At 55.1% G+C, this 13,198-nt stretch carries 12 protein-coding genes; 8 read left to right on the plus strand and 4 right to left on the minus strand.

Annotation, left to right across the window (positions count from 1 at the left end):
* Positions 1 to 30 precede the first annotated feature (30 nt).
* The 3 genes from K7J14_RS03200 to murB are packed head-to-tail and all read right to left on the minus strand — an operon-like array spanning position 31 to position 3,460.
* Positions 31 to 1,284 (minus strand): Crp/Fnr family transcriptional regulator, encoded by a 1,254-nt coding sequence (locus K7J14_RS03200; protein ID WP_230753033.1) that lies wholly within the window; start codon positions 1,282 to 1,284, stop codon positions 31 to 33.
* A gap of 50 nt (positions 1,285 to 1,334) precedes the next feature.
* Complete coding sequence (locus tag K7J14_RS03205; protein ID WP_230753035.1) at positions 1,335 to 2,429, minus strand: FecR family protein; 1,095 nt, start codon at positions 2,427 to 2,429, stop codon at positions 1,335 to 1,337.
* Positions 2,430 to 2,461: 32 nt separating this feature from the next.
* Positions 2,462 to 3,460: a UDP-N-acetylmuramate dehydrogenase gene (gene murB / locus K7J14_RS03210; RefSeq protein ID WP_230753038.1), complete on the minus strand. Its 999-nt coding sequence runs from the start codon at positions 3,458 to 3,460 to the stop codon at positions 2,462 to 2,464.
* A 52-nt stretch (positions 3,461 to 3,512) separates the two neighbouring features.
* Here murB and K7J14_RS03215 point away from each other — a divergent pair, with 52 nt between their 5' ends.
* The 5 genes from K7J14_RS03215 to pyrH all read left to right on the plus strand — a co-directional run bounded on the left by K7J14_RS03215 (position 3,513) and on the right by pyrH (position 8,726).
* Positions 3,513 to 4,955, plus strand: a complete 1,443-nt coding sequence (locus K7J14_RS03215) for a cysteine--tRNA ligase (protein WP_230753042.1) — start codon at positions 3,513 to 3,515, stop codon at positions 4,953 to 4,955.
* Positions 4,956 to 5,066: 111 nt separating this feature from the next.
* Positions 5,067 to 5,609 (plus strand): RNA polymerase sigma factor, encoded by a 543-nt coding sequence (locus K7J14_RS03220; RefSeq protein WP_230753044.1) that lies wholly within the window; start codon positions 5,067 to 5,069, stop codon positions 5,607 to 5,609.
* Entirely contained in the window at positions 5,593 to 6,297 is a 705-nt protein-coding gene (locus tag K7J14_RS03225; protein WP_230753045.1) for an anti-sigma factor family protein, read from the plus strand. The genes K7J14_RS03220 and K7J14_RS03225 overlap by 17 nt, the downstream gene beginning before the upstream one ends.
* Positions 6,294 to 7,973 carry a transglutaminase domain-containing protein gene (locus K7J14_RS03230; RefSeq protein WP_230753048.1) on the plus strand — a complete coding sequence of 560 codons (1,680 nt, stop codon included), beginning with the start codon at positions 6,294 to 6,296 and terminating at the stop codon, positions 7,971 to 7,973. Before K7J14_RS03225 ends, K7J14_RS03230 begins: the two co-directional genes overlap by 4 nt.
* A 66-nt stretch (positions 7,974 to 8,039) precedes the next feature.
* The gene (gene pyrH / locus K7J14_RS03235) at positions 8,040 to 8,726 is read left to right on the plus strand and encodes a UMP kinase (protein WP_230753050.1); all 687 of its coding nucleotides are present in this window, start codon (positions 8,040 to 8,042) and stop codon (positions 8,724 to 8,726) included.
* Between the two features lie 119 nt (positions 8,727 to 8,845).
* Here pyrH and K7J14_RS03240 read toward each other — a convergent pair whose 3' ends face one another.
* A complete protein-coding gene (locus K7J14_RS03240; protein WP_230753052.1) occupies positions 8,846 to 9,409 on the minus strand; it encodes a glucosaminidase domain-containing protein in 564 nt (187 codons plus the stop codon).
* Between the two features lie 118 nt (positions 9,410 to 9,527).
* Here K7J14_RS03240 and radC point away from each other — a divergent pair, with 118 nt between their 5' ends.
* The 3 genes from radC (at position 9,528) to K7J14_RS03255 (ending at position 13,193) form a co-directional block, all read left to right on the plus strand.
* Positions 9,528 to 10,196 carry a RadC family protein gene (radC, locus tag K7J14_RS03245; protein WP_230753055.1) on the plus strand — a complete coding sequence of 223 codons (669 nt, stop codon included), beginning with the start codon at positions 9,528 to 9,530 and terminating at the stop codon, positions 10,194 to 10,196.
* A gap of 94 nt (positions 10,197 to 10,290) precedes the next feature.
* Positions 10,291 to 11,589 carry an NCS2 family permease gene (locus tag K7J14_RS03250; RefSeq protein WP_230753058.1) on the plus strand — a complete coding sequence of 433 codons (1,299 nt, stop codon included), beginning with the start codon at positions 10,291 to 10,293 and terminating at the stop codon, positions 11,587 to 11,589.
* Between the two features lie 47 nt (positions 11,590 to 11,636).
* A complete protein-coding gene (locus K7J14_RS03255) occupies positions 11,637 to 13,193 on the plus strand; it encodes a PEGA domain-containing protein (protein WP_230753061.1) in 1,557 nt (518 codons plus the stop codon).
* Positions 13,194 to 13,198: the final 5 nt, after the last annotated feature.

A 13,198-nucleotide genomic window follows, 5' to 3' on the forward strand; every position in this document is an offset into this window, starting at 1 on the left:
GAACCGCCGGTTCGATGCAGGCGGCGGAAGCTACCACAGAACGGTGCTGTTTGTTCCGGTTCCCCGGCCTTCCGCGCGGGAACGTTCGATGTTCAGCATTTTCTTGCGATACGCGGACTGCTTGCTCAGTTCGACCATGTCGGAGACCGCAATGCGATCGTCCACCAGACGAACGATGGGTTCCCTGAGAAACTCGGTCACTACGCGGTTGAGGCTGTCTTTTGGGAGGGCGCACATGTTCGCCAGCTCCATCGGTCCGAAATCGAAGGTGTAGGCCTTGCCCGCCTGAAAGGGAACCTTGAGCTTTTCAAGCTGAATCACCAGCATGTCGTACATTCGTCCGACCGGATCGGTGATGAGCGTGTTCGCCAGCTGTTTGTACATGAGCCAGATCCGGTCAGCGAGCGTCGTGGTGAGCCTCGCGATGAGCTGAGGCTGAGTGGAAACCATCTGGTTGAAGTTTTGCCGGTTAACGGCAAGGAGCTGAGTTCCCTCGAGCGCGATGGCGCTGGCCGAGCGGGGTTTGTTCTCCAGCAGAGCCATTTCGCCGAACATGTCGCCTACTTTCAATACCGCAAGCAGAACCTCGTTGTTGTCCACGATCTTGGTTATCTTCACCTGGCCCTTTTGAATGATGTAGAGTTCCATGCCGGGTTGGCATTCGCAGAAAATCATCGATTCGACCGGATAGACGCGGGACATTTCACCTGATTTGGGTTCCAGAAGAGAAGGGTCGGCATGAACGCCCATGGATTTGAGAGCCATGAACCGTTCGCGGGCGACCGCGGCGTAGGGGCCGTTAGGAGCGTTTTTCAAGTAATGATAATAGGCGTACAACGCAAGATTGTATTTGGTAAGCTTCGCATAGTACTCGCCGATCGTGAACAGATGGGTGATATCGCTTTCGACGTTCTTTTTTAAGGTGATCCGGGTAAGGGCTTCGTCCAGATACCGCATCTTTCGCGTAAACGAATAGATGATCTTCATCGCGACAGGGGTGTTCTTCTCGATGAGTTCGGAAAACTGATCGCGGCGAACGGAAATAAGGGTGACGTCTGTTACGGCGACGGCGGTTTCAATCTGGCTATGGCCGGACATGCTCGAAACGACGCCGATAAAATCTCCGGGACCGAGAATGTTTCCGCCTTCTTCGGCAACGACCTCGGTTTCCTTGGTGATTTGAATCTTTCCGCCCTGAATAATATAGAAGCGATCGGATTCAGCCTTGTCTTCAACGAGAATATATGAGCCTTTCCTGAAATTAACAAACGCTAGCTGTAACAATCACTACCACCCGTTCAAAAGAGTATAAAATCGGAACACGTGCATGTCAATCAAAACTCGGAAAAGGGAGAAACTCCGTCGTTTCTCAGCATATACTGCTTTTCTGCGGCATGGAAGAGAGAGGCCGCGTCCGAGACGGCTTTGGAACTCTTCTTATACCGCGATACGAACTCGCGCACCGTTTGTCCGGTAGACAGCTTTTGATCCATGACGGAAGCCGGCAGATTCGGAACGATTTCCTCCAGCCGATACCAGACGATCAGCGTCATGATCATATCTCCCCGAATGCCGACGAGATCCTTCATGACGGCTCTGCGTTCAGCCATCCAGTCGCCGAAGCTTCCCGACGGACGGGAAGGATTCTTGAGCCAGGCTTTCAGCGTCTGGTTCGATCTCAGAACGGCGGAGCCCTTCTCTACCTTCCCGTAATGAGTATTCCAGGACTGTGCGAGATTATCAAGCAAAGGCATGGCGTTCGAAACCATCAGCTCGACCTGAAAGGCCTTCCATTTATCGCGCATTGAGTTCCATGAGGTTTCAAAATCTCCCGCGGGAAACTTTCCGGTGGCGACCTTACCCGACTCCTGGACTTCCACCAGGGTTCCGGGCACGGAGGACGCTCCCGATTTGGGAGAAACGGTTCCGGTTACTTCGGAGGCGGCATAACAGAATACTTCGCCCTCTTTGCAGGCAACGAGAGAAGTCGCATTGAACGAAGCGACGACGAATTCGGTTCCCCGGACGCCGAGCACCGCGCTGGAAGTGCGAACCTGGGCGGCGGATTTTGCGCCGGCGATGCGCTTGACTTTCAGATTTACCGATCCAGCCATCAGTTTCACTTCGTTCGTGGTTGTTCCGGAAATCTGATCTGAGCGGATGAGGGCCGATGTTCCCGGCACGATCTGCAAGGTTCCGGTAAGGCCTGATTCGGGAGAAAAGGAAATAGACACAGATCCGTCTCCGCCGGTTTTCACCACATCCATGTTTTCGATCGGAGTGCCGATATCAATGACTCGCACCGGAACACCGTCGCGGGTTAGTTCTACGCTTCCTTCTATATAATCTACCTTGCCCAGGGTTTGAGCGCCGGCAAAGGCCATAACCAGTGTGATCAACATCGAAACAGCCGCTGTTTTTTTCTGCATATCATCGCTCCTTATCTTGCATGTACATTCTTTTATTCGTCCCAATCTCCGGCTTGTATGACTTCCGGCTCGAGCAGGAAGCCTGTTTTATCGTATACCTTGCCGCGAACCGTACGGACAAGAGCACGTAAATCCGCGGCCGTAGCGTTTCCGGCGTTTATCACGATATTTCCGTGCCAGGGGGCCACCTGGGCGTCCCCTATGCGGAAGCCGCGCAATCCGGCCTCATCGATGATTTTTCCGGAAGGCATCCCGAAGGCGCGGTTGTTTTTAAACATGCTCCCCGCCGAAGGAAAGCGGTAATGGCCCTTCTCCGTTCGATCCAGTATCCATCGGTCCATTTCGCTCCGAAGAGCCAGAGGGTCGCCGGTCCGAAGCGAAAATTCGGCGGACAGCAGAACGGAAGCGCCGGGAGACAGCACCAGCGGATCCGGACCAGTCCGTTGCTGAAACGGCGATGTCTTGTAGTCCCATTCTTCCCGGCGCAGAGGCCATGTCTCAAGTGTACACCCTCCTTTTTGAAAATACAGCACGCGGGCGCTGAAAAACACATCCGCCATCGAAATATCATAACACCGGGCGTTCATGAAAACGGCACCTCCGACGCTTCCGGGAAGGCCTGCGAATCGTTCAAGGCCGGCAATGCCGCGGATCTGGCACCAGTCGGTAAGATCCCGCATGGAGGCTCCGCATTCGGCCTGTACGAGAAGGGAATCGCCGCTCTGGACGCTGGGGCCGGAGATATCGGCGAACCGGGCAAGGGAGACGACCAGGCCTCTGATGCCCCGGTCGGAGACGAGAACATTCGACCCTCCGCCTAAAAGAGAAACAGGAATATCCAGAACAGCGCAGCGGTCAAGGAGGAATACGAGAGATTCGATCGAATCAGGCTCCGCGAATATATCCGCCGGGCCGCCGACTTTAAATGTCGTATGGGCCCGCAAGGGCTCGTCGAACCGGATTTTCCCCGACAAAGAGGGGCATTCTTCCGTTATATTGCTATTTTCCCATAATTTCCGTACAGTGATCATGGTGTCCCAGTATACTAAAGACGGACACTAAAATCGATACTCGGAGGACGCAATGCCGCTGGAACTTTACAATACCATGGGAAGAGAATTGCAGGAATTTAAACCTCTTGTGGAAGGAAAGGCCGGCTTCTATGGATGCGGACCCACTGTATATAACTACGCGCACATAGGAAACATGAGGGCCTACGTATTCCAGGACGTGCTTAAACGATCGCTTCGTTTCCTCGGATACGACGTAACCCATGTCATGAATATCACTGATATCGGCCATCTTTCCGGAGACGCAGACGACGGCGAGGACAAGATGGTGAAAACCGCGAAGGAACGGGGACAGTCGGTTCTCGAGATCGCGCAGTTCTATACCGACGCTTTTTTTAACGATACCGACAGGCTGAACATCGAGCGGCCCACCGTGGTGTGCAAGGCTACCGACCATGTCGAACAGATGATCGAGCTTATCAAAAAACTCGAAAAGAACGGACATACCTACATGGCCGGAGGAAATCTCTATTACGATATTTCCACCTTTCCGGAATACGGAAAGCTCGCGCGCATCAATATAGAGGACCTGAAGGCTGGAGCGCGCATCGATGTCGACGAGAACAAGCGCAATCCGCACGACTTCGTGTTGTGGTTCACTAAAAGCAAGTTCGAAAACCAGGCTCTTGTGTGGGACTCGCCCTGGGGCAAGGGATATCCCGGCTGGCATATCGAGTGCTCTGCAATGAGCATGGAATATCTGGGAGAACAGATCGACATCCATACCGGGGGAATCGACCATATACAGATTCATCACACCAACGAAATAGCGCAGTCTGAAGGAGCCACCGGTAAAACATGGGTAAATTTCTGGCTTCACAATGAATTTCTGGTGATGGATAAGGGTAAAATGTCCAAATCGAGCGGAACATTCCTGACCCTTCAAACCATCATCGATCAGGGATTCGATCCGCTGGACTATCGATTCTTCCTTCTGGGAGCCCATTACCGCAGCCAGATAACCTTCTCGCCCGAATCGATGGAAAGCGCGAAAAGCGCGAGAAAAAACCTAGTGCAGAGAATCGCGCGCATTCTTGAAACCGCCGGAAAGCCGGAATCGATCCCGGATAGCCGGGAACTGCCCGCAGGATCGCCCGCGCTCGAAAGGCTCGAAGCATTCCGGGGACATATCGAACAAGATTTGAACACGCCGCGGGCATTGTCGGAGCTGCAGGGGCTTGTCCGCGACGCGGAAATCAAGCCCGGCGAAGCACTCGCCGTCTTGCAGGCCATGGACGGAGTTCTCGGCCTCAAGCTGCTCGAGAGCGCCCTGCAAAGCATAGCCGAAGCGGCCCCTCAAGAAGGAGACCCGCGCATAGATGCTCTCATCGAAGAGAGAAAGGCGGCGAAGCAGTCAAAGAATTTCGCCCGCGCCGATGAAATCCGCAACCTTCTTAAGGCAGAGGGGATCGTTCTGGAAGACAGTCCGACCGGCACCACCTGGAAGAGAATGTAAGGGGATTTGAAATGACCCGAAACGAGAGTCCGGACGGCGCATCGCACTCCGGAATACCTACGGGAGAGCTTTTGAAAACGTTAAAGAATTGTAACATTTCGGGGGCTTCATTTGTTAAATAACGCAGAGTGGCTCGACGCCAACCGCGATGAAGATTTCCGCGCGATATACACGGCGACCATGCCGATACTCTTCAGAATTTCCCTCAGAATAGCGGGAAACGAAGAAGCCGCGGAAGATCTTTGCCACGACGCGTTGATTAAAATGACCGAGAAGAACATGCAGTTCCCCTCGCTCAACGACGCGAAATACTGGCTCATACGGGTTGTGATAAACGCATCTTTGAACTACGCCAAGAGGAAGGGCCGCGAAAGGAGAGCATACGAAAGAGCTCTCAAGGAAGACAAACGCACAGTGGATTCCGGCGAGACGGCATTGCTGAAGCAGGATGCAGTCGCACGGGTGAAAACCGCGATGGACAAGCTTCCGCCGAACCTGCGCGCTGTCTTGCATTTAAAGGAATACGCGGAGCTGAATTACAAAGAAATCGGCCGCGTACTCGGCATTACGGAAGGAAACGTGAAGGTTCGCGTTTTCCGCGCGCGGGAGCAGCTGTCCCGATTGATAGGAGAAGACGATGTCTACATGCCCTGACCCCAGTTTATTTTCAGCTTACGCCGACGGAGAGGTTCCGTCTCCATGGAAGGAAAAACTGGAAGCGCACCTGTCCTCCTGCGCGGAATGTTCGAAGCGTGTAAGCCGATATAAAGCGTTTTCTTCGATTATCGCAGCCGACGGCGCCGAACTTTCCCCGGAACGGCTCGATTCCGGATTGGAACAGCTCCAGCGCAGAATACAGTCGAAGCGAAGCACTGAATCCGGCAGAACCGGACGCTTCGACGTGCGGAAATCAGGAAGCATCAGAATTCCCGTTCATACGTTAGCGGCGATGCTGGCGGCGGCCGTATTCATTCCATCCTTCATCATTCAAAAAACGACTGATGTTCTTGAGAAGCAGCATGAACTGGCATTAGCCTTGAACGCCGAACTGAACGATCAATATCTGCAGAAGACCTCCTTGAACATCATCGATCCGGCGCTTCCGGTGTACAGCCCGGACCTTCCCCAAAAAACAATCGAATCTAGAATTGCATCAGGCTCGGGACAGTCTCTTTTCACCCTCGTGAATTACGCGCGACAGTTCGCCACCGATAAGACCCTTTTTTCCGACGCGGAAATAATCATCATCAAGCTTCCGAATCTGACGAAATTCGGCACGCTCTCCGCCGAACCGGAACTGACGGACGATTCTTTTTTAAGGAACACAGGCTACTATAAATGATGCGTTCTCTCTTTTTACGTCTCATTCAGCGATCGGACCTGGCCCGCTATGCCTTGGTGCCGATAGTATTCGCTCTGGCCGCCGCCCTCCTTTTCGCGCTGTCAACCCTTGAAAAAAAGCCTCCTCATATCGATGCTATTACGCCGACGATCGGAGATCCCGGCGACGTCATGATCATACGCGGAAAGAATTTCGGCGACGAACGGAAAACCAGCTGGATCGAAATAGCTGACAACAGAATTACCGGGAGCTCCATCAGAAATTGGAACGATGAAGTTATCATCATGGAAATTCCCCATACCGTCCAGGACGGCCTCGTCTACATCAGGACTAAAGAAGGAAAAAGCAACCCTCATATCTTTGCGAACCGCCAAAACATTCCGGTCGTCGCGCAGGGCGACAAGGAAACAGGAATCCCGTCGATCGAGGCGTTCGACCGCGACGTGAACGAAATCGGAGGGACCCTCGTCATCAAGGGCAAGAACTTCGGCATTTCGCAGGGGAAGGCGCAGGTGCTTTTCGCATGGCAGGCAGAACCCGAGATTCCGATAGCGAACGCCGCGCGCTCTGACAAATTCAGCGTTGCCTGCTCCGATCACGACTTCGACTACGAGTTCTGGAGCGATAAGGAGCTTCGCGTCCGAATCCCCGACGGCGCGGTATCCGGAAACGTCTTCGTGGAAACTGAAAAGGGCTTAAGCAATCCCAAACCCCTGCGGTTGGTAAATCAGAGCGGAACAAAAAAATACTCCAACGCGAAAACATATATATTATCAGTCCAGGTCGACATTACCGGCGTTGAGGCGGTTCCAGAAAACTCCCTATACATCCGCATTCCTCTGCCGGAAAGCACTCTCACCCAAAGGGACGTGAAAATCACCGCAAGCGAACCGAACCCCTACATAGACAATTATCAGGGAACCATTCTCCATCAGCTTGAAGGCCTTAAAACCGGCAGAAACGAACGAATTTCGCATTCTCTGGTCGTCACGACCAGGGACCTGACGACTACGGTGAATCCCCAACAGGTTAAGCCGTATAAGGACACGGGCACCCCCTTGTACGCCCGGTTCACCGGTTCCGACGCGCTGGTGCCTTCCGACAATCCCGCGATAACGGCGCAGGCTGAAGCGATCGTGAAAAAAGAAAAAAATCCGTGGCGCAAAGCCCGTCTCATTTACGACTGGATTATCGATACAATCGAACCGAAGCAAATCGCCGATCCCGACAGGCCGCTCACGACGGCTCTCGCGCAAGGCTCGGGCGACGCGTACGACATGGCCCTGCTTTTTACCGCCTTCGCCCGGGCGAGCGGAATACCGGCGACTCCGATCGCCGGCATTCTGGTAGACCAGCAGAGGCAGACGCATCTGCACTGGTGGGCGGAGTTCTGGATAGAGGGGACCGGCTGGATTCCCGTAGATCCGGCGCTCGGCATGAACTTTCCCTTCGAACTTCGCAGCGCCAACAACAGGGACTGGTACTTCGGAAATATGGATTCGTCCCATATCGCGTTTTCCCGCGGATGGAACGATCAGAAGCCGATGATACCGAACAGCAGGGTCGTCTACAGGCCCCGGACCTATTCATTCCAGGCAGTCTGGGAGGAATCGACCGGCCAGATCAAGGGATATACGACTTTTTGGAGCGCGCCGAAAATCACCGGCGTCTACTAAAGAATTAGAATCAACAGTACAATCCATCGATTAGCTGCGATTGTTCATTTATAGGAGTTCATACGTATGGTTACAGTTCTTTCAGTCGGCGGTTCGATAGTCGCACCGGATAATCCGGATCCGGATTTCCTCAACCGCTTCGCGGCTCTGGTACGGGAGTGGCTCGCGGAAGACGCCTCCCGCAAACTTATTCTGGTGGTCGGCGGCGGCGGACCGGCCCGGTCCTACCAACAGGCATACCGCGCGATTTCTCCTGCGGCGTCGGACGAACAGGCCGACTGGATCGGCATCATGGCGACGCGGCTGAACGCGCAGCTTTTAAAAGCCGTGTTCGCCGACCTCTGCCTCACCGATGTCGTTTACGATCCTACCGCGGTAGAAGTTTTCACCGGAAAAATCCTCGTCGCCGCGGGCTGGAAACCGGGATTCTCGACGGATAACGACGCGGTGCTGCTCGCGGAACGATTCAACGCTCCGACGGTGATCAACCTTTCGAATATCGCCAAGGTGTACACTGACGATCCCCGGGTAAATCCCGAGGCTAAGCCCATCGATGAAATCAGCTGGAAGGAATTCCGTCAGATAGTCGGCGACGAGTGGGTTCCCGGAAAAAACGTCCCCTTCGATCCCGTCGCGAGCCTTCACGCTCAGAAAGCGGGCCTTTCGGTCGTCTGCGCAGCCGGACGCGATATCGAAAACCTTCGCGCCATTCTGGACGGCAAACCGTTCACCGGAACCAAGATAGCCGGCTGATCCTTCCGGGAAAAACCGCGCAGCGCGGACGGAGATGCAACACGCCCGGCAGCTGAATGTTGCCGGGGTGAAAGCCGGGCCGAGAGTCGAAGCGCATACGCCTGCTCGCGGCCTGCCGCCTAGCCGTAGAGGCGGCGCAGAAGCGCTTCGAGCTTGGTCCCGTAGCCGGGGTCGCTCGCCCAGGTTCCCGAAAGACCGTGAACATCCGGAGACTTCCCCTTCGGATTCACATACCGATAGCGGGGATCGACGAGGTCACCCAGTAGCGGTTCGGACGAGCCGTAAGCCTTTAGATGCTGCACATGGGCGCGCACTCCGGTTTGCTCGTCCGGAAAGCTTAATCCCGGCTGTCCCGGACCGATCGACCCCAACCCGCAAAAATTATTCATATCGATCGTAACCAGTCCGCCGAAACGCAAAAAACCCGTTTCCAGGCACATCTGCACGAAGGCCACATCGGGATTCACCCCTTCAGCCCTCGCCTCCGCCACATAGAACGCGGCAAGACGCCTGATCTTGCTTATATCGACGTCAGCGTTATGCGCAAGAAAAAAATCGACCAATGCCCGGGAATTCGCCCTGCCGATTCCCATTATCAACAAATCTCCTGCTGAGAAAATCCGGCGGCTTTCGCCGAGAGGAGGTTGAGAAGTCTCCGTTGGAACAGTGCGGCAGCCGCTCATGATCGCCGCCGCTGCGATTAAACAGAGAAAAAAGAAAAACCGTAATTTCATAGCTATTTCATCGGTTGCTGCGGGCAAAAAGTATAATCGACGGCGAGAGAAATTCCCGGAGGGACCGATGAATATGCAGGATAACAAAGAAGATGCGCAAAAGCCGGATGTACGAGAACGAATTAAAACGCGGGGAGCCCGTTCCTTAAGCGATCCCGAGCTTATCGCCCTGCTCCTGCGAAGCGGAACGAGGGATAATCCGGTGCTTAACCTGGCAGGGCGGGTTATGAAGGTGCTGGACGACTCGACTATCGACCAGGCGTTCGACCTGCTGCAGAATCTGCAGGGAATGGGCGAAGGAAAAGCGGCTACTGTTCTGGCGGCGCTTGAGCTCGGACGCCGCTTCTCGGGCATACTCCACAAAAAAGTAAAAACCGCGGCCGATGTATATCCGCTGGTCCAGCACTACGCCGACCGGAAGCAGGAACACTTTCTCTGCGTCTCGCTCAACGGAGCCCACGAGGTGCTGGGAATACGGGTAGTGAGCGTCGGGATACTCAACAGAACCATCGTGCATCCGCGCGAAGTATTCTGCGATCCGATAACGGACCGGGCCGCGGCGATCCTGGTGTGCCACAACCATCCGTCCGGCCAGCTCGAACCGAGCGAAGAGGACCGCGGCATCACCAAAAGACTTGCGGAAGCCGGAGAGCTTCTCGGAATATCGGTGTTGGATCATCTGATTCTCAGCCCGAGAGGCGGGTTTTTCAGTTTTGTCGAAGCGGGGATCATGTAACGCAAAACAATCCGGAAAATCTCTTGAGCGAACGTTCGGGCAATGGTATTCTGGATTATCTTTTTCTGATCCGTTATTCAGGAGGTCTCATTAAATGGAAAAACTATTCAAGCTCAAGGAGCACGGGACGGACGCCCGCACAGAGCTTCTTGCAGGTTTAACAACCTTCCTCACCATGGCCTACATTCTCGCGGTAAATCCGGGAATCCTCGGCGACGCAGGCATGGACAGGGGCGCCGTATTCACGGCAACGGCTCTCGCCTCGGCGATTGCTTCCATCGTGATGGCCTTCGCGGCTAATCTTCCCATCGCTCTGGCCCCGGGAATGGGACTCAACGCGTTCTTCACCTACACCGTCGTTCTGGGGATGGGATACAGCTGGCAGACGGCTCTTACAGCGGTTTTTCTCGAAGGACTCCTGTTTATCATTCTCTCGTTCGTTAACGTGAGGGAAGCGATCGTCAATTCCGTACCTCTCAATCTGAAAAAAGCGGTGGCTGTCGGCATCGGAATTTTCATCACTCTGATCGGGATGAAGGGGGCGGGAATAATCGTGAGCAATCCCGCGACTCTCGTTTCGCTCGGCAACGTCACCGAGGGAACAGCCCTCCTCGCCTTCATCGGATTGATCATCACAGCGATTTTGTACGCGTTGAAAGTGCACGGAGCGATCCTCATCGGCATCATAGCCACGACGCTCATCGGAATCCCGATGGGAATCACCGCGCCGTACGGCGGATGGGAATCGTTCAGCCTCATGAGCATGCCCGCAGCTCCCCACGCGTTCGCTCTAGATTTCTCGAACGTCCTCACCCTCAAGTTCTTCACCGTATTCTTCTCATTCCTTTTCGTGGACATCTTCGATACGGTCGGAACCCTCGTAGGAGTGAGCACCCAAGCCGGGCTTCTGGACAAGAACGGAAACGTGCCCCGCGTTAAGCAAGCCCTTCTCGCGGACGCGATCGGCACCAGCGCCGGAGCTCTTCTGGGAACCTCTACCGTAACGAGCTATATTGAAAGCTCGGCGGGAGTCGCGGCAGGCGGACGCACCGGACTGACCTCGCTCACGACCGGCGCGCTTTTCCTCCTTGCGCTTTTGTTCTCGCCCCTCTTCCTGCTGATCCCGGGAGCCGCAACGGCGCCGGCCCTCATCATCGTCGGATTCCTCATGATGAAACCGGTCACGGAAATCGATTTTTCAGATCCTACCGAAGGCATCCCCTCCTTCCTCGCGATCGTGATGATGCCGTTCTGCTACAGCATCGCCGAAGGAATCGTGTACGGAGTTCTCTCCTACGTCGTCCTCAAGGTGTGCACCGGAAAGGCAAAGCAAATCCCGCTGGTCACCTGGGCGGTGTTCGCGATCTTCGTGCTCCGCTTCTTCATCCATTGATTTTATAAGCCCTTCACTTTTTACGCCCGCGGGAGTATGATTTATTCATGAAAACCCGCGGGCTCTTTTTTTACTGCGCCTTGTTTCTGCTGACTTCCGTAAACCACGGAATCGCTTACGCGCAAACCGATGACGAAACAACCCTTACCGTCCGTTCCGACATCGCGGGCGCCGAAGTTTTCATAAACGGAGCGCTCGCGGGAAAAACGCCGCTCATAGTCTCGCCCGCGAAGATCGGCCTCTGGAAGATCGCCGTCGCGATGAACGGATATTATACGGAAGAAAGAACGGTGCGCGTCGAGAAAGGCAAGGAAACGGAAGTCCTCATCGCGCTGCGCCGCATAACCGGAATGCTGAAAATCGAAAATCTGCCGCCGAATGCAGTCGTCTCGATACAAGGAATACCGCCGCGTTCAGGCGGAGAAGAGACGCTTATCCAACTGCCGGAGGGCCCGCACACCGTTTTAATCCGGGCATTCGGGTATGCGGACGTTCAAACAGACGTTAAAATAACGCGCGAAAAGGAAACGCTGTTGAAAGCGGAAATGCAGCCGGCGGCCTTCGAAGCGACCGGTTTCAAAGCTTCGAAAAAATCGTTCAATCCCGGAAATCCGGGCAATCTGGGAATCGCGGCGTTCAGTTTTTCGGTCAGCGCTCCGGGAAGCGCCGCGCTGACTCTGGAGTCTCCCGGCGGAGAACGTTTCGAACTTGCACGATGGGACGAGTTCGGCGGATGGGACCAGGAGGCTGTCTGGGACGGCCTCAATCCGCGCACAGGCTCGCTCGAAGAAGGCGTTTGGACTGCCATACTTTCGGCCTCGGACGGTTCAGAGAGCAGAACGCAAATCGAAGTGGACAGCGCCGTCTCCTATCCCGCTTCCGGCTTCTCGTCCGGAATGTCGGCCGCGGGTCCGGTCGCAAGCGGAACCGCGCTGCCCGCAGAATCAAAAACGATGCAGTTCGAGCTTTCCGCTCCCGCCGGACGGATTCAGCCGGGAGCGACTGCCGCTCTCGGGTGGCGGGTCGGTTCTCCCTGGACGCTTGAAACCGGCGCTCAAGCCGTCTTGAATCCCGGCGAACCGGGCGAAGGGCCTTCAGTTAGAGCCGCCTTCTCCGTCAAGGGAGGACGTCCGGTTCTGAAAGACCTTCGCGGAGCGTTCTATCTCAGGCACATGATGGGCTTCGGAGGATCAGGCGACGACGGAACGGACGGCGGGCATGCCGGAGAAATCTTTCTCCGCAACGGTCTGGCGGCCGGATGCGCGGCCGACTGGAGCAAGGGCTTGTTTGCGCTGACCGCAGACCTTTCGGGAACAAAGGGCGATGCCCGCGGAAATCCCATGGAAAGCCCGTTCACCCTTTCGTTCGGAGCCGCCGCGGCTGTTCGGATCAAATTGTTCTCGGCGGCGTTCTGGCTCCGCGGAGAAACCGGAAATCTTGAAAACGGCGCCTCGGCTTTTACCGGGGACGGAACGGCATCTTTCGGATTGACGAACCGGCTGTTGCTGCCGGGAACGAATCTTGCGATCAATGGAACCATTGGAAGAATGATAGGCGCGACGCGGATCGATTCGATTTCGGCGTCTTTCGGGTTCCTGTTTTAACCGGG

Source organism: Teretinema zuelzerae (assembly GCF_021021555.1).
GTDB lineage: Bacteria > Spirochaetota > Spirochaetia > Treponematales > Treponemataceae > Teretinema > Teretinema zuelzerae.